Annotated in this window: 20 protein-coding genes; 6 read left to right on the top strand and 14 right to left on the bottom strand. The window is 37.8% G+C overall.

Annotated elements, in window-relative coordinates; translation table 11 throughout:
- Positions 1–47: 47 nt before the first annotated feature.
- Together groL and groES are read right to left on the bottom strand one after the other, a co-directional pair.
- On the bottom strand, positions 48–1,667 hold the full coding sequence (groL, locus tag PEPE_RS02080) for a chaperonin GroEL (RefSeq protein WP_002834470.1): 1,620 nt from the start codon (positions 1,665–1,667) through the stop codon (positions 48–50).
- Between the two features lie 27 nt (positions 1,668–1,694).
- On the bottom strand, positions 1,695–1,979 hold the full coding sequence (gene groES / locus PEPE_RS02075; RefSeq protein WP_002834471.1) for a co-chaperone GroES: 285 nt from the start codon (positions 1,977–1,979) through the stop codon (positions 1,695–1,697).
- A gap of 184 nt (positions 1,980–2,163) precedes the next feature.
- Between groES and PEPE_RS02070 the strand changes: the two genes are divergently transcribed.
- Positions 2,164–2,814: a CPBP family intramembrane glutamic endopeptidase gene (locus PEPE_RS02070; RefSeq protein WP_002834472.1), complete on the top strand. Its 651-nt coding sequence runs from the start codon at positions 2,164–2,166 to the stop codon at positions 2,812–2,814.
- A gap of 319 nt (positions 2,815–3,133) precedes the next feature.
- Positions 3,134–3,760: a hypothetical protein gene (locus PEPE_RS02065; protein WP_011673067.1), complete on the top strand. Its 627-nt coding sequence runs from the start codon at positions 3,134–3,136 to the stop codon at positions 3,758–3,760.
- A gap of 48 nt (positions 3,761–3,808) precedes the next feature.
- Here PEPE_RS02065 and PEPE_RS02060 read toward each other — a convergent pair whose 3' ends face one another.
- The 4 genes from PEPE_RS02060 to PEPE_RS02045 all read right to left on the bottom strand — a co-directional run bounded on the left by PEPE_RS02060 (position 3,809) and on the right by PEPE_RS02045 (position 9,504).
- Positions 3,809–6,343 (bottom strand): M1 family metallopeptidase, encoded by a 2,535-nt coding sequence (locus PEPE_RS02060; protein ID WP_011673066.1) that lies wholly within the window; start codon positions 6,341–6,343, stop codon positions 3,809–3,811.
- A gap of 48 nt (positions 6,344–6,391) precedes the next feature.
- Positions 6,392–7,792 (bottom strand): MFS transporter, encoded by a 1,401-nt coding sequence (locus tag PEPE_RS02055; RefSeq protein ID WP_002834475.1) that lies wholly within the window; start codon positions 7,790–7,792, stop codon positions 6,392–6,394.
- A gap of 132 nt (positions 7,793–7,924) precedes the next feature.
- The gene (locus tag PEPE_RS02050) at positions 7,925–8,581 is read right to left on the bottom strand and encodes a hypothetical protein (RefSeq protein ID WP_011673065.1); all 657 of its coding nucleotides are present in this window, start codon (positions 8,579–8,581) and stop codon (positions 7,925–7,927) included.
- 608 nt (positions 8,582–9,189) lie between these two features.
- Positions 9,190–9,504 (bottom strand): helix-turn-helix domain-containing protein, encoded by a 315-nt coding sequence (locus PEPE_RS02045; RefSeq protein ID WP_002834477.1) that lies wholly within the window; start codon positions 9,502–9,504, stop codon positions 9,190–9,192.
- 162 nt (positions 9,505–9,666) lie between these two features.
- On the opposite strand from PEPE_RS02045, the gene PEPE_RS02040 reads away from it, so the two are divergent.
- Positions 9,667–10,059, top strand: a complete 393-nt coding sequence (locus PEPE_RS02040; RefSeq protein WP_011673064.1) for a hypothetical protein — start codon at positions 9,667–9,669, stop codon at positions 10,057–10,059.
- Positions 10,060–10,648: 589 nt separating this feature from the next.
- On the opposite strand, the gene guaA is transcribed toward PEPE_RS02040, so the two are convergent.
- From guaA to PEPE_RS02020, 4 genes are all read right to left on the bottom strand, one after another.
- A complete protein-coding gene (gene guaA / locus PEPE_RS02035; protein WP_002832859.1) occupies positions 10,649–12,202 on the bottom strand; it encodes a glutamine-hydrolyzing GMP synthase in 1,554 nt (517 codons plus the stop codon).
- A 132-nt stretch (positions 12,203–12,334) separates the two neighbouring features.
- Complete coding sequence (locus PEPE_RS02030; protein WP_049752777.1) at positions 12,335–14,149, bottom strand: heavy metal translocating P-type ATPase; 1,815 nt, start codon at positions 14,147–14,149, stop codon at positions 12,335–12,337.
- 44 nt (positions 14,150–14,193) lie between these two features.
- Positions 14,194–14,748 (bottom strand): Dps family protein, encoded by a 555-nt coding sequence (locus PEPE_RS02025; protein ID WP_011673062.1) that lies wholly within the window; start codon positions 14,746–14,748, stop codon positions 14,194–14,196.
- Positions 14,748–14,978 (bottom strand): heavy-metal-associated domain-containing protein, encoded by a 231-nt coding sequence (locus PEPE_RS02020; protein ID WP_011673061.1) that lies wholly within the window; start codon positions 14,976–14,978, stop codon positions 14,748–14,750. Before PEPE_RS02020 ends, PEPE_RS02025 begins: the two co-directional genes overlap by 1 nt.
- 129 nt (positions 14,979–15,107) lie before the next feature.
- Between PEPE_RS02020 and PEPE_RS02015 the strand changes: the two genes are divergently transcribed.
- Complete coding sequence (locus tag PEPE_RS02015) at positions 15,108–15,791, top strand: Crp/Fnr family transcriptional regulator (protein ID WP_011673060.1); 684 nt, start codon at positions 15,108–15,110, stop codon at positions 15,789–15,791.
- A gap of 55 nt (positions 15,792–15,846) precedes the next feature.
- Here PEPE_RS02015 and coaA read toward each other — a convergent pair whose 3' ends face one another.
- From coaA to helD, 4 genes are all read right to left on the bottom strand, one after another.
- Positions 15,847–16,764 (bottom strand): type I pantothenate kinase, encoded by a 918-nt coding sequence (gene coaA, locus PEPE_RS02010; protein ID WP_002832851.1) that lies wholly within the window; start codon positions 16,762–16,764, stop codon positions 15,847–15,849.
- 53 nt (positions 16,765–16,817) lie between these two features.
- Positions 16,818–17,522 (bottom strand): acetolactate decarboxylase, encoded by a 705-nt coding sequence (gene budA / locus PEPE_RS02005; protein WP_011673059.1) that lies wholly within the window; start codon positions 17,520–17,522, stop codon positions 16,818–16,820.
- A gap of 11 nt (positions 17,523–17,533) precedes the next feature.
- The gene (alsS, locus tag PEPE_RS02000; RefSeq protein ID WP_011673058.1) at positions 17,534–19,210 is read right to left on the bottom strand and encodes an acetolactate synthase AlsS; all 1,677 of its coding nucleotides are present in this window, start codon (positions 19,208–19,210) and stop codon (positions 17,534–17,536) included.
- Positions 19,211–19,328: 118 nt separating this feature from the next.
- Positions 19,329–21,626: an RNA polymerase recycling motor HelD gene (gene helD, locus PEPE_RS01995; RefSeq protein ID WP_011673057.1), complete on the bottom strand. Its 2,298-nt coding sequence runs from the start codon at positions 21,624–21,626 to the stop codon at positions 19,329–19,331.
- Positions 21,627–21,766: 140 nt separating this feature from the next.
- Between helD and PEPE_RS01990 the strand changes: the two genes are divergently transcribed.
- The gene (locus tag PEPE_RS01990) at positions 21,767–22,435 is read left to right on the top strand and encodes a histidine phosphatase family protein (protein WP_011673056.1); all 669 of its coding nucleotides are present in this window, start codon (positions 21,767–21,769) and stop codon (positions 22,433–22,435) included.
- A 24-nt stretch (positions 22,436–22,459) separates the two neighbouring features.
- Complete coding sequence (locus tag PEPE_RS01985) at positions 22,460–24,091, top strand: APC family permease (RefSeq protein WP_011673055.1); 1,632 nt, start codon at positions 22,460–22,462, stop codon at positions 24,089–24,091.
- Positions 24,092–24,094: the final 3 nt, after the last annotated feature.

The raw sequence follows: 24,094 nt of genomic DNA, 5'->3' as shown, positions 1-24,094 counted from the left end.
AAACCTTCGCATCTTCCTAATTTAAATCGTTAGTTCTAAGAATTAAATTACATCATACCGCCCATACCTGGAGCTGGTGCTGCAGGAGCTGGGTTGTCTTCTGGTAAGTCAGCAACTACTGCTTCAGTAGTTAACAATAATGCTGATACACTAGCAGCATTTTGAAGTGCTGAACGTGTAACCTTTGTAGGATCAACGATTCCGGCTTCAACCATGTCGACCCATTCGTCGTTAGCGGCGTTGTATCCAACACCTGGCTTTTGGCCCTTAAGTTTTGTAACGATTACTGAACCTTCTTCGCCGGCATTTTCAGCAATTTGACGAACTGGTTCTTCAAGCGCACGACGTACAATGTTAACACCTGTAGCTTCATCGCCTTCAGCTTCGACGTCTTCAAGGTCTGAAATAACGTTAGCAAGTGCTGTACCACCACCAGGAACAAAACCTTCTTCAACGGCAGCTCTAGTAGCGTTTAAAGCATCTTCGATACGGTATTTCTTTTCTTTAAGTTCTGTTTCAGTAGCAGCACCAACACGGATTACTGCAACACCACCAGATAACTTAGCAAGACGTTCTTGAAGTTTTTCCTTGTCGAAGTCAGAAGTTGTTTCACTGATTTGTTGTTTGATAATTCCAACACGTTCAGCGATTTGTTCTTGGCTTCCAGCACCTTCAACGATGGTTGTATCATCTTTAGTAACTGTAACCTTGTTAGATTGACCAAGTTGTTCGATAGTAACGTCCTTCAAGTTCAAACCAAGGTCATCTGTAATTACAGTACCACCAGTTAGGATAGCAATGTCTTCCAATTGTTCCTTACGACGATCACCAAAGCCAGGAGCCTTAACTGCAACTACGTTGAAGGTTCCACGCATCTTATTCAAAACAAGTGTTGGTAGAGCTTCACCTGTAATGTCATCCGCAATAATCAATAATGAACGGCTTTGTTCAACTACTGATTGAAGAACTGGAAGAATATCTTGGATATTACCGATCTTCTTATCAGTGATTAAGATGTATGGATTATCAAGGTTAGCTTCCATCTTGTCGTTGTCAGTTACCATGTATTGTGACATGTATCCACGGTCAAATTGCATACCTTCCACAACATCCAATGTTGTGTCAACTCCACGAGATTCTTCAATGGTGATAACACCATCGTTACCAACTTTTTCCATAGCGTTAGCAATCAACTTGCCAACTTCTGGGTTAGCAGAAGAAATTGAAGCGATTTGAGCAATATCATCTTTAGTTTTTACTTCATGTGACATCTTGTGGAGAGCTTCAACTGCTTTACTTGTTGCTTTTTCAATACCGCGACGGATACCAACAGGGTTAGCACCAGCAGTAACGTTCTTCATTCCTTCATTGACGATTGCTTGAGTAAGAACCGTAGCGGTAGTTGTACCATCACCAGCAATGTCGTTGGTCTTTGAAGCAACTTCTGAAACTAACTTAGCACCCATATTTTCAAAATGATCTTCAAGTTCGATTGCCTTAGCAATTGTCACACCATCATTAGTAATTGTAGGTGAACCGTATGATTGTTCCAAGACCACATTACGGCCTTTAGGTCCAATTGTTGACTTAACGGTGTCAGCTAACTTATCTACACCCTTAAGCATTTTTGTACGTGCATCTTCTGAAAATTTAATTTCTTTAGCCATTATCAACACTCCTAAATTAAAAATTAATTATTCAACTACTGCAACTAAGTCCTTTTCATGGACAACTAAGTATTTTTTATCTTCGTATGAAACTTCAGTACCAGCATATTTGTCATATACTACTGTATCGCCAACTTTGACGTTCATTGGTACTGTTTGACCATTGTCTAAAACTGTACCGTTACCGACAGCGATAATCTTTCCAGTTTGGGACTTTTCTTTAGCATTGCTTGCAAGTACGATGCCTCCGACAGTTTGTTCTTCTTCATCTTTAGCTTCTAAAATAACGCGATCTCCTAAAGGTTTTAACACGTGAATCCCTCCAAATATAATTTACTGATAAGATTTGTTTAGCACTCGTCATCTCTAAGTGCTAACTACAATGATAACTATATCATGATTTTTTTAGATTGCAAGTATTTTTGACCTTTATTAACCAATCAAATTTAGCAATACTTTAAATATGCTATACTAGCAGGAATAAAGGAGGGTTGAGATGAAAATTTCTAAGAGTTCAATTTTAACTTTAATTACGTATTTAATAATTTTCCTTCTACCTAGCATTTTAAACGTGTTTATTAATCTGGGGGCTGGGTTTATCTGGGTTGAAACTGTCGACTACTTGGTTGGCGCACTGCTACTAATCTTTATTAGTAGTAAAACCAACGAAATCAACCATATCGAATCTAATCGTAAATCTTTTCTATATGCTATTGCTTGGGGAATCATTGGAACAGCCTTAGTAATTTTGCTGCAATTTGTGATTAGCTATATTACGATCATTTTTGGAAGTAATCCTACTTCTCAAAACACCGCAACTTTAGTGACTTTGGCTAAAACCAATCCATTTTTCATTTTAGCGATCACCGTGGGAGCTCCAATCATGGAAGAGTTGGTTTTTAGAAAAGTTTTATTTGGTAACCTCAGTGCAATGTTTGGATCTGATTCCACGCTGGGATTCACCGTCATGGCCATCATTTCTAGTCTAGCATTTGCATTTATGCACAACGATAGTCACATCTTTCTATATGCGGCCATTGGTTTGCTATTCTGTTGGTTGTACAAAAAGACCGGACGTATTCAAACTTCGATGATTGCTCATATTTTAATGAATTCGGTCGTTATTTTACCGTTAGTAATTAAATAACAAAAAGAATCATTTTAGTTTCACTAAGTATTAGTGGCTAAAAATGATTCTTTTTAATTTGTTATTTTGGACTGTCGAACTAGTTGTGGAAAATTGTAACAGCTGGCTAAGCCGTTGCGGGGGTATAAGTCTATATTTGATGATTTTGATTTAACGTGTTTAGTTTCATTTTTGTAATTTTACACCTCCTTCCAATACTTTTAAACGTTTACAACACCATTTTTATAGTGTTTAACCTCCTTTAAGGTAATGACCATATATGTTAGAATCAAGGCAGGATTATTGTGATTTACAAATAATTATGGGGGAGTGTTTTATTATGAAAAAAATTGCTTCAATTGCACTTTTAGCATTGGTTCCACTGACGCTTGCTAGCTGCGGATCTGGAAACCAAAAACCAGATTCTCAGTCTTCAAATGCTACTTCTAAAACAGAAAAGGTTAGCAAAAAGGCTAGCTCAAAAGCTAGTTCTAAGAAAGATAAAGAAGCTTCATCATCTTCAAAAGCAAGTTCTAATAGTTCATCTTCAACTAAGGATGATCAAACTTCATCAAGCGTTGCTAGCGCAAGTAGTTCTACTTCCAAAGCTTCCAATAGTGCTATTAGTTCCTCTAGTAAGTCTGAAAATAACCATAATAGCTCAAATAAAACGAGTTCTAACAACCTAAGTCGTGCAGATTTAACTGCCGCTGAACAACAAAATAATCATCAACCGTTAGCTGATGAAACTATCCAAACTTCTGAGGCGGCCATCAATCTAGTTAAAGCCAAATATGGCGATAAGGGTTGGAAAGTAGCTTATAGTTCCGTTGGTAAATCCTCCCCTATTTATTTCCACGTTACTTCCGACCATGATGGTTCATATTATGTCTACGCTAATGGAGTCGTTCAAAATGCCGGTGGTGATTTATCTGACCACGCTAGCGAAATTCAAAATATTAAATAAACAAAAAAATTCAACCAACGTCGTTAAACGCTGATTGAATTTTTTATTTTATGCAATTATCTTTTCGATGGCTGTATTAACAGCTGCTTTTTCGGCTTGTATTAACTTCACTCGACCTTCAATGACTTTAATGTCCATTGTAATTTCACGTGTTAAGCCTGGCGTTTGCAATTTAGGTTCGAAGAAGGCTTTGAATTCCTCCAACCGTGCTGGTGTTCTAAATATATTAGCAATCACCGTGATGAAGGTATTAAATTCCATATCACCACCCACAGTATCTTCCAACCATTTCCAATCATTTCGAATCCAATCCCAAGTTAATTGTTGCCCTTTAGCATTAGCTAATAGACCTCGGAACCAAGCTCGCAAATCTTGGGGTTTAATCGTGCTAGCATCCTCAAATTTTTCAATAATAGCTTTGATTTGCTTTTCATCCGTAGTAGCAGTGAGTGCTCTACTTAAATCAGCTTTATAACTTGGATCAGTCGATTGACGGTACTGTTCCATTAACTGGTTAAATAGTCGTTCGTTATTAAAGTTTTTCACTTCGTTACTCAAAACATGACTACGAATATCGGCTGACAAGTTGGATAACTGATTTTGATTTTGTTCAAAAAGTTCATGTGCTGCTAAAATTGCTTCAGGATTCTTCGCGTATAATTCGGCTCCCAATACATAAGGTCGAGTTAACTGATCATCATTACTTTCCGCGGCCCTTGGTTTCCAACCTAAACGTTGTACCTGTTTTGCACTAAGTTGATTGAAAAGTTTTTGAAGGTTCGCCTCTTCTTCACTATCAGGCTGAACAAATTTCTTCAAATCACCAGCCAAGCGATATAAAACATCGTTAACTACCGCTGATGAACTATCAGCAAATTTTTCCAGTAGCGGTACAATTTCAGCATACGAAATTTGATTTCCTTCAGCTAATAATCTTAAGTCTTGGAGAATTTGCAGCTGATCAATTGCTCCTAGTTGGTCCAATGCTCCCAAGATATCCGCTAATAAATCCTTAGCATAATGGACGATGAAATGAGATTCGTTGCCAACATTGAGTCGGAAAGGTTGCCCATTTTCATTTCGAAGCTGTTGATAATCGCCTAACGATAAAGTAGGTTGATCTAAAATTTGAGGAACGACTTCATAGTTACCTTTTAATGGGATTTGCCATTGCCGTCCTGCATTTTGTCCTTCACCAATGAAAAATTGTTGTTGACTAATAGTTAATTGGCCATCGACCACTTCAACATTCACTACGGGATAACCCGGTTGTTCCAACCATGAGTGCATGATTGCTCCGACGTCAATCCCCGCAGCGTCTCCTAGAGCAGCCCATAAGTCCGCCCCTTTTGCATTTCCATACTGGTGATTATTAAAATACTGCTTCAATCCGGTACGTAAAGCGTCATCGCCAATCAAGGCCCGCACCATTACTAGCATACGTGCTCCTTTAGCATACACGATGGCTCCATCAAATAGCGCGTCTATCTCAGCTGGGTTTTGGACCTGCACATGAACAGACTGTACACCATCAGTAGCATCTCGCTGTAAGGCTGCAGGAACATCGGACGTTTGGAACATTTCCCAAATATGCCAATCAGGTTCAATCGCATCAATTGCTACGTATTCCATCATATTGGCGAAACTTTCATTTAACCATAAATCATCCCACCATTGCATGGTAACTAAATCACCAAACCACTGATGAGCTAACTCGTGCGCGATGACGGTTGCCACTAGTTGTTTAGTTTCTAGAGCCGTGTTCTTAGGATCTAATAAAAGATAGGCTTCACGATATGTTACTAGCCCCCAGTTTTCCATTGCTCCGGCTGAAAAATCAGGTAGAGCTAGTTGCCATGAATGGGGCAACGGATAAGCTGTATGGTAGAATTCTTCATAAAATTCGATTGAACGTTTGGCAATATCAAGTGCAAAATCAAGTTCTTGAGCTTGATGAGCTTTAGTAGCAAAGACTCCGACTTGCACGCCGCTAGTCGTCTTTGTCATTTTACTTTGAAGATCTCCAAAAGCAAAAGCGATTAAATATGTCGACATTTTAACCGTCGTATCAAAATAATGAATTCCATCGACTACCTTAATTTCAGGCATATTACTTAAAATGGTTTCTCCATCATGTTCGTCATACTTTATTGCTAAATCAAAAGTTGCCTTAGCCTCTGGTTCATCAATCCCAGGAAAGGCTTGTCGAGCAAAAGTTGTTTCAAACTGGGTACCAACCAACTGTTTTTGAACTCCATCGACTTCATAGTATGATGGATAAATTCCCATCATGCTGTCCGTTAGTTCAGCTTCGTATTCAACAGTCAAAGTTACATTACCAGCTTGACTTAGTTGCAGACGAATCACTTCATTTGCTGAATCAATTTCAAAAGGCGTTTTCTCATCATTAACATAAACCACCATAACTTCTAAATCCTTTTGGTGAAGTGCAATTTCGGTCTGCTGGGCTATCCCCTGAATGACCGTTTTACCACGAAAATGCTTAGTTTCACGGCTGATATCTAAAAATATATCGTAGTGTTCGGGTTGAAATAAATCATAAAGACGCGTAATTTTAGCCATAGTTTTCTCCTTATTTTATAATACAATTTTAATTATACAACTTCACGATTAATTCGTCTGTTTAATTTGCTTATCTAAATTTACCAATCGATGAAAGAAGCCCAAGATAATTAATCCTAAAATAACAAGTAGAATAAACGCCCATCCACTGCCCGCACTGATATTTTGGGCTCTGGTATAACCTGGATGATGAACTGAACCCATCATTAACGCTAAAACCGTCGTTCCAATCGCACCAGCCACCTGTTGACCGGTGTTATATAGCGCATTAGCGTCATTTTGAAGTTCTTGGTTGATATGTTTTAAACCATAGGCAACCGAATTACCAAACGCCATAGAACGGCCAATGGCAAAAATTAAGTATGCTATGGTAATTCCCAATACTCCCATATGTGGTCCCCAAAGGGCTAAGGATGCTAGCGCTAAGGTAAATAAAATATCACCCATATATAATGGTAATTTTCCGCCAAAGTTATCTAACATCCAACCATAAACTGGTTGTCCAAATCCATTTAATAGACTCCCTGGAAGCAAAATCAAACCACCAATTAAGGATGTCGCTTGGAATACATCTTGAACGTAGTTGGGAAGTAAAAAGTTAATCCCCACGTTAGCGAATTGCAACATTATATATGGTAGAAAACTAAATAGAAAGGCCTTATTTTTGAATACGTCTAGTGAAAATAAAGCTTTAGTAGCATTTTTAGATTTTTTTACAAACAGCGTTGTTAAACCAATACTAAATAATAGTAAAACGATAAATGAAATATAAGCGCCTGACCCCAAATTATTGAGTCCAACGATTAGGGCTACTAGTGCCAACCCTAAAAGAATAAAACGTGTCCAATCAAAAGCATACTGTTTTTGAGTTGGGGTATATTGTTTAATTTTTTTAGACCCTAAAACCATTAGAATCAATGCAATCGGTAATGTTCCCCAGAAAATCATTCGCCAACTTGCAAAAGCGACCACGGCCCCTCCAAAGGTCGGACCCATGGCAGGCGCAATTAAAATAATTAAATTGGCTAACCCAATATAAGTTCCTAGCTTGTGTTGGGGTACAACCTCTAAAATTATATTAACCATTAAAGGAGTACATAACCCCACACATCCGGCTTGAATTAAACGGCCTACCAAGAGCACCCAAAAATTCAGCGCTGCGCCACAGATAACATCTCCCAATCCAAACAAGATGGCTGCTGCCACAAATAACTGTCGATTGGTAAATCTTCTTTTCATGTAAGCTGAAGTTAACATGACTAACGCAGCCATTAACAAATAGCCTGCCGTTACCCACTGCACTGTACTTAATGACACCTTAAATTCTCGCATCAAAGCTGGGAAAGTAACGTTCATTGAAGTTTCCGTTAAAACTCCCATAAAAGACATCAGTGCCACAATCGCCACAACTACCATCGGATTGGATTTTTTTGTTGATGATTCTTGCATTAAAACTCTTCCTCTCAAGGTTACTTTTTAAAAGTACATAACTTCTATAATGGAAATAATTGAAAGATTTGTCAAATTGGTTCATCAAAAAAGACGTAACGTTGTTTTATCAGCGTTACGTCTTTCATTAAATTAATTTGTTCTACTTAAATTTTTAAGATATTTGTGTTCAACTCTTCGACGTGCTTCCACAGCTTCTTCGAAATCTAGAAATGTAGCATTTAAAACTAAATCTCCTTTATGCATCATTCGTGCAACCCATTTTTGTGAGGGATGATCAAACGAAACACCGATTACACCACTAGTATTTCTAGCTCCAATGTTGACTGCTTGAACCGGATTCCCATTCCGATCCTTGAAAGCGTTACTGTTTCCAATTTGTTCTGCCGTTGCTGCATTCTTTCGAATTGTTTGAGCAGCCTTTTCTTTACGTAAGCACCCACAGCTTTTTACGTTCCCTGTTCGTAAACGGTAACTGTCGGCCTCAATCATCTTGCCACAAACACAACGACATAACCAATAAATATTTCCATTAGAACTGACTTTATCCGCTCTACCCAAAACTGTTAGTCGAGCAAATCTTTTCCCTTGTAAGTCATATTTCATTCTGGAACAATTTCCACAACTTTTTGTGCCACCAGATTTAAGATGCTGTAATTCAACATCTTTTTCTTGTCCACATTCACAAACACAGTGCCATTTAGTATTCCCATTTTTTGCTTTCCCTGATGGATACTTAGCCACTAATTTACCAAATTTCTTACCCGTTATATCTATCCGTATTCCCACGATAAACACTCCTTATATTCTTACTCCTTTTCTTTGGCTTTTTTAAATAGTTAAATAAAAAAGCACTTCCCTGCTATTCCAACTACATGTTCTTAATTAGAATGCTAATGAAAATCAGTAAAGCTTCCCAATTCTTTACTGTTCATCCTGCACTCTAACTTTGTATAGCATTATATCCCATAAAACATTAACCCCAGGATATTTTGCTCAAGCAACCGAACATGCACGTATTAGTATACAAACTCACAAATTAGTGTGTCAACCACATTTCTAGATTTATTTGTAGAAATTAAAAAAGTAATTTTTTCCAAAAAAAATGATAAATTAGCGATAACTTATTTATAAAAATAAGTAAGTCTTATTTAAGCATCTTTAATAAGAGTTAGTGAATATACGTTCAAAATTTGAAGAAAGCGTATTAACAAACACAACATTTGCGGTATAATATACTAGCACGCGTAAATCAATGACTTATAATTTAATTTATAAATAAGAATTTCATTATAAAAATTGATGATAATTCAAAGAAAAATATCTAAAATATCTATTCGAAGTAACTAATGCTTCATTTTTATGTAAGCCGATACAAAAAATAGATAAATTTACATTTATTCATTTTTTAAATCAATAATGCTAAGAAATATATCTGTATATTTTTCACGCGTTTCGGCATCTAACTTTAAAAATTTTCTGACAAATTCATCACTTTTCTTATCTAATTTACTGTGCTTAAAAACATCCCCTAGCTCTAGATCAAGAGCGTGTAAGATACTTTCTAGTTTTGATATAGATACGTCTTCACGTTCTCCACGCTCTAATCTGGCAACTAAATCAATCGAAACATCCGCCTTTTCTGCTAATTGTTCGATTGTTAAATTTTTTCTTTTTCTGTTTTTTCTAATAAATTGGAATCTTTTTACCATGCAGTAACCACCTTCCAAAATTAAAACTAACGAAATCGAAGGTAAAACAACATAGCTAAATTTACCTATTTTATAAAAAAATATTGCTAAAAGTAACTAACTAATCTACCATTAGAGGTGTGAATACATCGGATTTGTAGGTACTAATTTAGGAGGTTTCAAATGAGTAATATCCTTATCAGTCTTTTGACATTGATAGCTATTTTATTTTGTTGGAAATCGCTTTATCAAAATCCAGCTAGACAGATAGCTGGACGAAAATTTTATATTACCAAAGAATATCCTACTACTTATGCTAATGCTGTCGATAACTTAGACCATGCTACTATTCAATTTAAAAAGGATGGTAGTATCAAGTATGAAGTAATTAATGATTATTCCAATGATAAATGGACAATCAATGGCCACAAAGTTGAAACGGGTAACATTGCTGATCCCGATCGCACTTATATTGATCTGAATGATGAACGTCAAATTGACGGCCACACCTTCTATGAAATAAAATTTGAAGATGATATAAACATTTTCCAATATTTCCTAGTTTCAGAGAACTAATACTTTACAATTTAATTAAAACTATAAAAAACTTCAGAAAGTTAGTCTTTCTGAAGTTTTTTATTTTGGTAATCTATTTTGTTTAGTTTCTGACACTAAATGTTTAAAACAGGATGCAAACTTATCAAATAATAGAATTGTACCATAACATAATCTAAACTTATAAAAAAATAATAACTGAAACCCGGGGTTATAGGAACTCAGTTTAACTCTTAGCAAAAAGATAACTACTAGTTAAACACCGCAATATAAGCAATCTAACATGATTTTTAAAAATTACTTACTATAATTAAAAACTACTTTCTTCCAACAATAATCAATACTTAGCAAACAATTAAAAGTTATTTTGCTATAGAATCATTAGCTATAAATGTTTATATTCTAGTCTAATAACAAAAAAATCCCTAAATTAGATTTTAGAAAAATCCAATTTAGAGATTAAATCTACGTAAAAACTTTTTGTATTGGCACCAATAAAAATTGTAGGAAAATTGTAGGGAACCATATCAATTTTTATTGTTTTCCGTCCCATTAAACACTCTTAAAAGCCCGTAGTTATGCGATTCTTATTTTAAATTTTATATTACTTTTATTCCCATTCCACAGTTGCCGGTGGCTTAGAAGTAATGTCATAGACGATGCGGTTAACATGGTCCACTTCATTTACGATACGTACCGAAATCTTTTGCAAGACATCCCATGGGATACGAGCAAAGTCGGCAGTCATACCGTCGATTGAGTTAACAGCCCGGATACCTACTGTGTAATCGTAAGTGCGGCCGTCACCCATAACACCAACACTACGGATACCAGGTAAAACAGTAAAGTATTGCCAGATATCACGGTCGAGACCAGCCTTCTTGATTTCTTCGCGAAGAATCAAGTCACTGTCACGCACAATTTGAAGTTTGTCTTCGGTGATTTCACCGATTACACGAATTCCCAAACCAGGACCTGGGAATGGTTGACGCCAAACGAGATCTTCTGGCATTCCCAATTTTTCACCAAGGTCACGAGCTTCGTCTTTAAATAAAGTACGAAGTGGTTCAATCAATTCAAAGTGCATGTCTTCTGGAAGTCCACCCACATTATGATGTGACTTAATCGTTTGAGCAGTATCTGTTCCACTTTCGATTACATCAGTGTAAAGCGTACCTTGAGCTAGGAAGTCAATTCCTTTAAGTTTTTGTGCTTCATCATTAAATACTTGAATAAACTCGTTACCAATAATCTTACGTTTTTGTTCAGGTTCTGAAACACCAGCAAGCTTACTCAAGAAGCGATCTTGAGCATCCACTTTGATAATGTTCAAACCAAACTTACCTTCTAGACTATCCATAACTTGCTTTGCTTCGCCCTTGCGGAGTAAACCGTGATCTACGAAGATACATACTAATTGGTCACCGATTGCTTTATTGAGTAATACCCCAACCACGCTAGAATCCACTCCACCAGAAAGACCAAGCAATACTTTACGGTCTCCCACAGTTTCACGGATTTGTTGTACTTGCATGTCGATAAAGTCGTTCATGGACCAGTTAGCTTTAGCTTCACAAACGTCAAATGCAAAGTGCCGGAGAATTTCGTTACCATATTGAGTATTACGTACTTCAGCATGGAATTGAACCCCGTAGAACTTACGAGCATCATCAGCCATTGAGGCAATCGGACAGTTTGCGCTAGTTGCAACGGTCTTAAATCCTTCAGGGACTTCACGAACCAAATCACCATGGCTCATCCAAACTGTTTGTTTAGCAGGAAGCTCTTTAAACATAACCGCTTGATCATCAGTCACATCAATATCAGCATGACCGTATTCACGGTTATCAGCTGGTTCAACTCGTCCGCCTAAGTTATAAGTCATTAATTGCATTCCGTAACAAATACCTAAAATTGGAATACCTAACTTATAAATTTCTGGGTCAATTCGAAAGGCATCTTTATCATAAACACTGTTAGGTCCACCAGAGAAGATAATTCCTTTAGGATTAATCTTTTTGATTTCTTCAGCAGTAATCTTATGAGAAAGAAGCTCAGAGTAAATACCGAATTCACGGATTCTACGTGTAATCAATTGGTTGTATTGACTACCGAAATCCAAAACAATGATTTTATCAAAATTTGATAAATCTGCGTTCGCCAAGTCCTTCACCTCATTCTTTTATTCTTACTCATCTATCATACAGTAAAAACGGGAAAAACCATAGCCCCTAAGCTTGCCTCACAATCGATGAAAAGGCTATCAATCGCGTCATTATCTTACTACCTAACGTTTTCAAAATTTCATTCTTAACAACTGCATTGCATTAAAAATAACTACTAAGATACTTATTTCGTGAAAAAGCATCCCACTGGCCATATTGACCCAACCATAAGCCACACCGATTAATAACAACGCCACGGTTCCAATGGCAATTCCTACGTTTTGCATCGTGTTTCGCATAGTAGCCTTTGCCACCCGACGGGCATTTTGGATATTACTAAAATCAGAATCAATCAAGACCACGTCGGAAGTTTCAATTGCTACGTCAGTTCCATTTCCCATCGCAATCCCGACATTTGCCTTGGCAATTGAAGGGCTATCATTGATGCCATCTCCGACAAATAGGACGTGCCTACCATCATTTTGTAACTGTTCCAAAAACAGTGCTTTTTCTTCTGGTAGCATTTGTGCTTCAACCTGATTAATCCCAATAGTCTTAGCAATCTTTTCCGCAATAACTGAATTATCACCCGTTAGCATCCACTGCTTGTCGATTCCACTCTGTTTTAATTTTTCAAACGTCTCTTTTACACCTTTACGAACCTGATCGACTAATCCCATCATCAACACCAGCTTTTGGTCAACAGTCATCAAAACTACGGATTGTCCATCACTTTCAATGACCTGTAAATCGCGGGCTTGTTGAGTCGTTAGCTCAATCTGATTTTCTGTTAAAACACGACGACTACCAATCCAAATCGTTTGCCCTTGATATTCACTTTTAATTCCAATCCCTTTAATCGTTGTTATAGGCAAATTAAGATCGGCCGTAGTTTTTTGCCCACGCTTTTCGTAGTATTCCACAATCGAACGAGCTAAGGGATGATTCGTTTGTTTTTCCAAATCGGCTGCTAATGCTAGCCAGTGATCTTCTTGATATTCTTTAATGCTTTTAACGGTGGGCCGTCCTTCGGTAACTGTACCCGTCTTATCAAACAAAATCGTATCCACTTGGGCTAGTTGATCGATTACGTCTCCACCCTTAATCAAGATTCCAGCCTTAGCTCCACGCCCGATTCCAGCTACATTGGAAACTGGTGCTCCAATTACTAGTGCCCCTGGACAAGCTAGAACCAAAATCGTGATGGCTAACCGTAAGTTTTTAGTGAAAAGTAAAATTAATATTGCCACTACCAAAACGAAAGGTGTGTAATACTTGGCAAAACGATCAATAAACTTACTCATCGGTGCTTGATTATCCTGGGCTTCTTCCACTAATTCGATAATTTTTCCGAAAGTTGTATCTTCGCCAACTTTTTGAGCTTGCACTAAAATCTGACCGTTTTCCACAATCGAACCCATATAAGCTTGGTCTCCAGTGGTTTTATCCACTAATTTAGATTCACCGGTGATTAACGCTTCATCAACTTCAGCACTACCGCTAATAATTTCACCATCTACTGGGACTTGGTCGCCAACTCGCACAACTAGAACTGCCCCTTCATCAACCTCATCAATTTCAACTTCTTGATACTGACCATCAACCACCATGGTGGCCGTTGTTGGCTGCATTTCCGTTAAATTTTGAATCGCTTGGTGTGTTTTTTGTAGCGTTCGCTGTTCCAAAAAATTTCCAAAGGCAAACAAAAATGTTACCATTGCTGCTTCTTCAAATTCTAAGATAGCTACTGCCCCAACTACGGCAATACTAACTAATAATTCAATGCTCATCACTCGTGCTCGCAAAGCAGAAATGGCTTTGAATATGATAGGTAGTCCGGCTACCAAAGTTGCTATTCCGTAAGCCCCATTGGCAATCAACCCCTGGTCAGCTAAGTGTTGCATTAACCAACCAATCACGGTTAGCGTTCCAGCTACTACCAGCATGGGATTGCCATGTTGTGTAAACCATCGCTGTATTTTAGCCAAAATTAATCATCATCCTCTTCGTCGTCATCTTCTTCCAGGCCTTCCAAGGGTTCTTTACCTAACCGCGCTTGAATTGCCGCTGAAAATTGATTGAAACTACCATCTAACTCAATCAAAAAGTTTTGTAATGGAAATTTACTTTCATTTTGGGCTAAGATAATAGCTCGACTAATAAACATCTTGCTAGTTTGGATATCATCGACTAACATTGCTAACATTTCTTGATCCGTTAAATATTTATTGCGCGCATTTTCCGTCAACATTTTATATTCTGAAAATTCTTCAGTAATTGATGAAGGCTTTTCTCCTGCATTTACTAACTGATGTCCTAATTGGTTAAAGTAGTTATCCACAGTTTGGCGCATCGAGCTTAAAAATTGTTGATCCGCAAAATAATTGTTTCCTTTTATATACCATTCTAATTGGTTTAATTTGGTCGACATCATTCGTAGATTCGCCAAGATGTGATTAGTCATTGCCCCAGCTGTGGGGAGATGATGGTCAATTTCATTTTGTTTTTGTTCAGCTTGATATAGCTCTTCAATTTCTTCACGCATTAGCCTTCACTCACCTTTGTTTTTAAGTCTTTAACGGTATATCCTAAATTTTCGACCGTTTGTTTCAAGGCTTCACCTTTTATTTCAGGTTCAACTTCGGCCTTGATTTTACTAGCATTGAAAAGGACTTTTACCCCTTTAACACCGTCCATCTTATTCAAGGCTCCTTCAATTTTGGTCATACAACTAGGACAAGTTAACGTGTCCAATTTCATAATAATTTTTGTCATTTCAACTAACCTCCTTGATTTGTTATATTAAGCATATAAGGTTTCAAACTAGTTGAAATTGACGTAGGTCAATTTTTTTAAATTTAATTTTAGCTATTATAAAAGTAACCTAACTCAGGAGGTCATATCTTGCCTAAACAACTTCATCAGCATCACTGTGTTCCACTAGTCCCGATTTTTAAAAACTTAAATATCGAACAAACTGCTGTAGTGGAATCCATCGTGCATCATCAACAACTTCCTGCCAATTCGGTCTTATATCAAGAAGGAAATCGAATTGACGCACTCTCAATCATTGCCAACGGCCAAATTAAGGTCTTTCGTACTGCCGAAAATGGTAAAGAACAACTCTTATATCTCCTCCAAGCTGGTGATATCAACGGTGAAGCCGCGCTCTTTAATCAAACCGAACATAACTCTACGGCTATTACGCTCACTCCCACAACGGTTTGTACTATTAATCGCGCTGATTTTCAAAATTTACTTACGCGCTATCCCCAAATTGGAATGAACGTCATGAACACATTAGGTAGCCGACTTTTAGAATTAGAGCGTCAAACGACTAAATCCAATACGGAATCCGTAGCAAGTCGTCTGGCCGACTACTTAGTCGAGACCGCATCTGCTTTAAATCAAAATCCGGTTCGTTTACCCCTTAAAAACAAAGACTTAGCGACCCTCCTTGGCACTACACCTGAAACCATTAGTCGTTACTTCAAGCAATGGCACGAGCAGCATTTAATTACTAAACTAGAACGCCATCAAATCAAGCTTAATGATGTGGATAATTTACTTTTAGCTACCAGTAACTAAATAACCTATAATAAAAAAGATTGCCTAGTGAGCTATTCCTCACTAGGCAATCTTTTTAAACTCGTACTAAAATGTTATCCATTACATGTCCCGTAGTCTTATGCAGAATAATATCCGCTCTAAACCGTGTCGGTAAGATAAATTCTTCCAGGTTTTTTAAATTAATGTCTCGCCAAATTTTATGTGCCATTTCGAAAGCTTCCGAACGTGGTAATTTAGCGTATTTGTAATAATAATTAGTTGGATCATGGAACGCTGTATCAAGCAATACCCCGAAGCGTTCTAAAAACCATTGCTCAATTAAATTTGCATCCGCATCCACATAAATGGACCAATCAAAAAAATCACTCACATAAATGGTTTCATTAGCCGGTAACTGTAGCACGTTGATCCCCTCAACAATCAGAATATCTGGTTGATCAATCGTATCAAACTCATTTTCCACAATATCGTAAACTTGATGAGAATACTTCGGTACTTTAATTTCTTTTTTACCACTCTTAACGTCGCTTAAAAACTTAATTAAGGATTTCATATCATAGCTTTCGGGAAATCCTTTGCGATTTAAAATATTCCGTCGCTTAAGTTCCGCGGTAGGGTATAAAAATCCATCGGTAGTTATTAACTGGGTTTTTAAGCTCGTAAACCAGCTACTCAAGAGTTCTTGTAGTAAACGTGCTGTTGTACTTTTACCAACCGCCACACTCCCTGAAATACCGATAATAAAAGGCGTTTTTTTAACTGGCAATTGTAAAAAGTCTAATTTATCACGATTCCATTTTTCAAAATCCGCATACTTTTTTTGGAGCAATCGTACTAACGGCACGTAAACATCTTGCACGTCTTCGAGTGAAATTTGATCATTTAAAGCTTTGATATCTGTTAATTGTTGCGTCGTCAGTGGTAATTCGGCTCGTTTGGCTAAATTTTGCCAATCTTCCCGCTTAAACTCAAAATAACCTTGTGCTTCCATTTCCAATTCCTCATCTTCAAAAAATTACGTCTATTCTAGCATAGATAATTCGTTTATTCAGACTCAGAAATTGATTGTTGAATTTTTTCCGCGTCGCTAGCCTCATGTGCCATAAATTCTGCGTCTTGAATTGGTAAATTGAGGTCTAAACCGTCTAATAGTTGCCAAGAAAGTTTAACTTGATCCGCCTTAAAGTCTAGTAAATGACCTCCGAATTCGTGTTGATCGTCAATAAAATGAAGATGCATCCCCGCTACTCCCGCACCATGGAAAAGATCTGGGGTGTAGTAGCCAACTACTGTTCCTCTAACATCTTCAGCATTAAAAACTTGTTGTTTAGATGCTGTTTCACTAAGGGTTGGATAAGGACGTTCTTGTTGCTTTACCACCCGAGTTTGAACTGTACGGAAAGTTCCACTAATTTTAATAGCAACAAATGTATTTTGATATGACAATTCTTTAGCAAGTGTCGCATCCACATCTTTCATCTCAATGTCAGATAACACTGCTCGTCCTTCAAAATCCGCTGAATTAACGTTAGCAAACGGTAATAGTTCATCATCACCAATAACCCTAATTGTACCGTCTGCTAGCGCTTGGTAAGGGGCTCCATCTAAAATAATTAATTCGCCATTAAGGCCTTCAGCAGTTCCGATTCCAAAGTCACCGTGCTTCAGTAAATCGGAAACCGCAAGCGTCCCACCAAAAAGTCCATCTACTAGCATTGCGAGCGTCCCATGTTGAAATAATTTTGCCATTTAAATCCCTCCTATAATTGGTCAGGAAGAAGTGATTGCCCTAGCTTAACGTTATCGGAATAATCAACTGGGATATCCACCACTACTGGTCCTTCTGTTTGAAATGCTTCGTCAAGAATTTTACCCAAGTCCTCTGGTTTTTCCACACGCAATCCTTTAGCGCCATATCCTTCAGCCAATTTAACAAAATCTACGGGGCCAAAGTCAACGCCTGCAGAATGTCCATACTTAATTTCTTCTTGAAACTTAACCATATCGTAGTATCCATCGTTCCAAATAATATGAACAATATCTAACTTTTCACGGACAGCCGTTTCTAATTCTTGCGCAGAGAAAAGGAATCCACCATCTCCTGAAACTGAAACTGACTTACTATTAGGACGTAACAAAGCGGCCGAAATGGCCCATGGCAATGCTACTCCTAAGGTTTGCATCCCGTTACTAAATAGCAAATGACGAGGCTGATAACTTCTGAAGTGACGAGCCATCCAAATGTAGAAACTTCCCACATCAACGGAGACAGTCATTTCATCGTCAACCCGATATTGAAGTGCAGAAATAATAGACAATGGATGAATACGTTTGGAATCTTGCTTCGGCACTGGTGGCAAGTCTTGCTTGTTTTGCAGCTCACGGAGTGTTTCCAAGTATTGTTCACCATCAACACCAACTTGGTAATCTTTAAGATGCGGAGTTAGCAAATCAATCGTTTGCGCGATGTCCCCAACTAATTCCTTTTCAGGTTCAAAGTTATGATCAATTTCAGACGGCGAATCGTCAATGACGATAATCTTGCCATCCCCTTCTGCGTTCCAGTTACGAGGTTCATATTCGATGGCATCGTAACCCACTGTGATTACCAAATCACTATGCTTCAATAACTTATCCCCAGGCTGATTGCGGAATAACCCCACTCGACCGTAAAAATGATCTTCTAAGTCATGAGAAATAATACCAGCACCTTGGAAGGTTTCCACAACAGGTAAGTTAGCAATCCGTACTAATTCGCGGACGGCTTTTGTCACCTCGGGAGACGAGGCCCGCATCCCGAGTAGCAATACGGGAAGTTGAGCGTTTCGAATGGCTTTAGCTAGCTCTTCAATTTCAATCGGGCTCGCCGGTCCGAGAATCGGTTTTTTTAAAGGTTTGATTGGACGCGAACTAACCGGTGCATTAACCACATCTTGTGGAAAACTAACAAAACTAGCTCCCTGCTTAGATGATTCAGCTGCCCGGTAAGCATTTGCTAAAACTTCGGAAATGTTTTCTGGTTCTTGAACTTCCACACTAAACTTAGTGATGGGTTCAAATAAAGCAGCGTTCCGCATACTTTGATGAGTTAAACGCAATAAGTCATTTCGTGGTACTTGGCCCCCAATGGCTAATACTGGATCACCTTCTGCCGTAGCCGTTAGTAATCCCGTGGCAAGGTTTCCCACGCCAGGTCCTGAAGTAGTAAGCACTACTCCCGGTTTACCAGTAATTCGTCCAACACCAGCCGCCATAAATGCCGCATTTTGTTCATGTCTTGTAATAATTAATTTAGGTTTTTTTGCTCGGTTAGAATGTTCCAGTTGTTCAAATAACAAATCAATTTTGGCTCCAGGAATACCAAAAATATATGGTACATCATGGTTGATTAAACTATCGAGAATTGAATCTGACCCGGTATAACTACTTTGAATCATTATTTTTTCTCCTTTGGTTTTTGAAAGTGATTACATAGTTAACTATATCAAAATATAATAAAAAGAGCTTAATAAAAAAGTATCTTATTTTAAGCTCTTTGTGTTGTATTTTAAGTTATTAAGCTTTTTTAATATATAAATTTTCAGGAATCTTAGTAATTAACGGACTAAGATCATTCTCAGCAACGATTAAGAGTCGATGCATTGCCCGTGAACAAATTGTATATAATAACTGTTCATCCCGATTAGTTTGATAAATCTTCGCTGAAGTATTCCACACGATTACTGAATCAAATTCCAATCCCTTGGCTAAGAAAGATGGAACAACGATGGTACCTTCCACCAAACGCTGATTTTCAGTTCGGATTAGCGTTACTTGCTCGCCAGCTGCTTTTAATTCATCCGCGATTTGTTCACATTCAGCATAGCTACGCCCAATAATGGCGCTAGTCTCATGATCTTGGCGATCGCGATGAAGCTGTTCGATCACCGCCTCAACCATTCCTTGATGACTACTATTAATTGAAACCGTTGGTAATTCACCCGCGCGATTAAAGGATTCAATTGCTTCACCTTTGACCAAGATTTCCTTAGTAAAGTCTGTAATTTGTTGTGTTGAACGATAAGACTTAGATAGTTGAACTACTTCCGTCTTTTCTGGATCAAACATTGTTGATAACTCTGCTAATAAAGTATCACTAGTTTCATTGGCGTAAATTGATTGATTTAAATCTCCTAAAAGTGTGAATTTTGCTCGAGGAAAATTGAACCGAATATAAGCTAGTTGGAAAGCATTATAATCTTGGATTTCATCAATAAATGCATAACGCATGGAACGATCACCTTTTTTACCCGTAATTAAATCATACAAGTATAAATAAGCGGTTGTATCTACCATGGTTAACTGATGCTCCTTAAGTCCATTTACCACTTTATCCACATGGTTATCCCATTCTGCTTCTGTTACCCCAACTTTCTTTAAATCGTACCATTTGGGGAACGAACGTAGCATTTGGACATATTGGGCATTAATGCTTAAGAAGCGATTACGCATAATCGCATTTCGAACCGGTTTAAGTTCTTTCATTACGATTTGACGAGCAAGGAATTTAAATTCTTCATCATTATCCTTAAATTCACGGGGCTCGTTTTTAAATAGGTTGTGTAATTCTTCTTGGCTAAGGTTTTGGACCGCTTCTTCCACCCACTTAGTTCTCAATTCACTACCTACTTTTTGGTTCAATTGGCGGATCAAGGCTTCCCGAGTTCCTTCAATTCGGTTACCCAAATTATAGGTAGTATTAAATGAATAATAGATGTCTTTAATTTTTTCCTTAGTAGCAAACGGTTGACCTTGGAACATGATATTGCGGAATCGCATACCTGCCGTCCCAAGATATTTCGCATATTTAGTAGTAGCTTTGAAAAATTGCAAGCTTCCTTTGAATTGTTCGATTTTACGTTCCGCATCCGTGAGCTTCTTATCAAAACGTTGTTGCAAGTTTTCAACGTCGATGTTTGGAATCCGTCGTCTAGTAAATTGATAATAGGTCATCTGAATCATGTTTTGTTCGCCCAGTTCGGGTAAAACTTGATCAACATAATCATTAAACAATTGATTAGGTGAAAACATGATGACTTGTCCAGCATTTAAATTTCCGCGGTAACGGTAAAGCAAGAAAGCGACCCGCTGTAAAATCGCAGCGGTCTTTCCCGATCCAGCTGCACCTTGAACGAATAGTAAATCGGCTGCGGTATTTCGAATAATTTTATTCTGTTCTCTTTGGATGGTTGAAACAATACTTTTCATCTTAACATCGGATTGAGAACCCAACGCGTTTAGTAGCATTTGATCTCCGATAGTTTCGTCCGTATCGTAAACTGAAATCAATTTACCATCTTCAATAGTAAATTGCCGTTTTAACTTCAAGTCTACCGTTTGCGTGCCATCTGGCGTTGCATATTCCACATCGCCCATTTTTCCGTCATAGTAAACACTAGAAATGGGAGCCCGCCAATCATAAATCAAAAAATGATCGGCCGTGTCCGAAAATGAAGCTAAACCAATATAGATGGTTTCATCCTTCTTTTCACCTTTTTCGTGAAAATCAATTCGTGCAAAATAGGGCCGCTTTTTCATTTCTTTAAACGTGGTTAAACGTTTATTAGCGTGTTGCCAACTATTTTCGCGTTCAGATAATAATTGCTGTTGTTGACGGATTGAAATTGCAGTATCCATCATACCTGAATAACTGGAAGTGTTAATTCGAACATCGTTGTAAAAATTCTTATCAATCGCACTACGATCTTTTTCGGCATTATCGGCGTCGTTTTCTGCTTTGGCAATTGCAGTATCCACCTTATCTAAAACTTCATCTAAATGTCTATTTTCGTATTCAAAAATTCCCTCTGCCAATGTGAATCACCTCTCAGTTTTGTTAGACATAAATTTTACTCCTTTTTATGCGTTTTCACAAAGATTTAGCTAATTTGGTACACGGGATATATGATAGAATGATTTAGGTTTTACAAAAAATAAGTGAGGAAAGGATTTTTATGAAAAAATTAAAACTATATTTTGTTCGTCATGGACAAACTATTTTCAACAAATATAACCGAATGCAAGGTTGGTCAGACTCCCCGTTAACCGAAAAGGGCTATGCTGATGCACATCGGGCCGGAGCTCGTTTGAAAAACATTGCATTTGATGCGGCTTATGCCTCCGATACTACCCGCGCAATGAATACCGCCAACGCCATTATGGCTGAAAATGCGCATGAACAATTACCAATCGAAACTATGCCAGAATTCCGCGAAGAATTCTACGGCTATTACGAAGGTAGTGATTCTGCCCAAGCTTGGTTCGAAGCTTTAATGCCAGTTTCAGGCAAACGAACTTTCCATGAATTTTTGGAAGAAAACCCGATTGCTGCTTCAAAAGATGCGATGAAAGCAGCCGACCCTTTCCATGATGCGGAAAATGATGCAGAATTCTGGGATCGTCTCAATCGTGGCTTTGCCCAATTGATGGAAACCCATAACGATGGAGACACCATTTTAGTGGTCAGTCATGGAACTACAATTCGTTCAATGGCAGGAAAAGCTGATCCAACACTAGATATTACTTGGGGTCCTCAAAACGGTAGTATTAATCGTTTTACTTTAGACGATGATGGCCTTCATCTCGATGAATACAACAATCATGGAGACGAAGAGCTTTTGTAAACAAATTTTAGGAGAGATAAAAGAATGGATAATTCACCTTTAGATTCAAAAAAAAGGTATATTAGTTGGCCTGTAGTAGCCTTAATGGACTTTGTAACGGTTATTGGGTTCGACGATTTAATTTATAATTTTCACAATCAAGGTTTAGCAATTGTTTCAACTTGGATTTTAATGATTTTACTTTTTGTTTGGCCCTATGAAATGATGGTTGGACAATTAGGTGGAACTTTCAACGAAGATGGGGGTGGTTTAGCATCCTGGATTCGTTCTACCAATGGAGATTTAGCCGGATACATCGTGGCTTTCTTCTACTGGATTGCTGGTTTACCATACGTAGTCGATGTTGCTAATTCGGTAGTTGTATCAATTAGTTGGTTAGTCAAAGGCAATGGTGATTTACAAAAATACATGCCAACCATCATGTTTGCTATTTTTACTGCCGTCGTCTTCTTAGTATTTATTTGGTTCCAACACTTCTTCAAAAACCGTTCACTTGAAATTCTAAGTACCATTGGTGGCGGTGCGATGTTCGTGATGACCATCCTATTTGTAATTATGACCGTAGTGGCTTTAATGCACGGTCGTCATATTGCAACTCAACCATTTAATTTAAAAGCATTTATTCCTAAGATTGATGGTCATTTCTTATCAACATTTGGTTTGTTAATCTTTGCTATCAATGGTGCTGAACTAGCCGCACCATACGTTAAAGAAATGAAAGATGGAAAACGCGATTTTCCTAAAGCCATGATGATGCTCCTCTTGATGACCGTTTTCTTAACCGTCTTTGGATCATTCTCATTAGCAGTGTTCTTTAATGCCCACCATTTACCATATGATTTGAAGATGAATGGCTCTTATTATGCTTTCCAAGCATTGGGTGATGAATTCGGGATTGGAAATACATTCATGTACATCTTCGCTGTCAGTCAAGCAGTTTATATGTTTGCTCAATTGGCCGTAATTTTAGACGCAAGTACCCGAATCTTCCTTTCAGATGTAGCTATGAAGTATCTTCCTAAATCACTAGGTAAGTTAAACAGTGATGGATTACCAATTAATGGTTACTGGTTAACTACTGGAATTGTTTCACTAGTGCTTTTCCTTAGTAACTGGCTTCCAAGTATCAATGATATGTTTAACTGGTTACTTAATATTAATGGGATTGTTTCACCATTCGTTACTAGTTTTGTTTTCTTTGCCTTTATGCGAATTCGGCAAAATAGTAAGGATTTCCCATCACAATATGTTTTCATCAAAAATGATATTGTAGCTTGGTTAGTTGGAGCTTGGTGTTTCGTTATTACCATCGTCTTCTCGTTCTTAGGAATTCGTCCTACTGACGCAACTCCTGGTACTAACTTATACGATAAAGAACTTGCACTTAATATCATTATTCCAATTATTTTTATTGTACTCTCAGCGCTACTACCATTTATGGCTTGGGTAGAACGGAATGAATTAAAGAAAGTTTCTCGTTCTTCTTACCCATTTGCGATTGTCACCTTTGCCATCGGTGCTTACTTCACCATTCAAGGTGGGTACAATGCCCAAATTTGGTCAGGCGTCTTTGCTTGGGGAATCGTAGACGTTATTACAATTGCTGTTTATGCACTGTTCTTTAATATCTTTAAAAAAGCATTTAAGAAAGCATAGGAG

The organism is Pediococcus pentosaceus ATCC 25745 (assembly GCF_000014505.1).
Taxonomy (GTDB): domain Bacteria; phylum Bacillota; class Bacilli; order Lactobacillales; family Lactobacillaceae; genus Pediococcus; species Pediococcus pentosaceus.
This window is presented reverse-complemented; position numbering and strand designations above follow the sequence as displayed.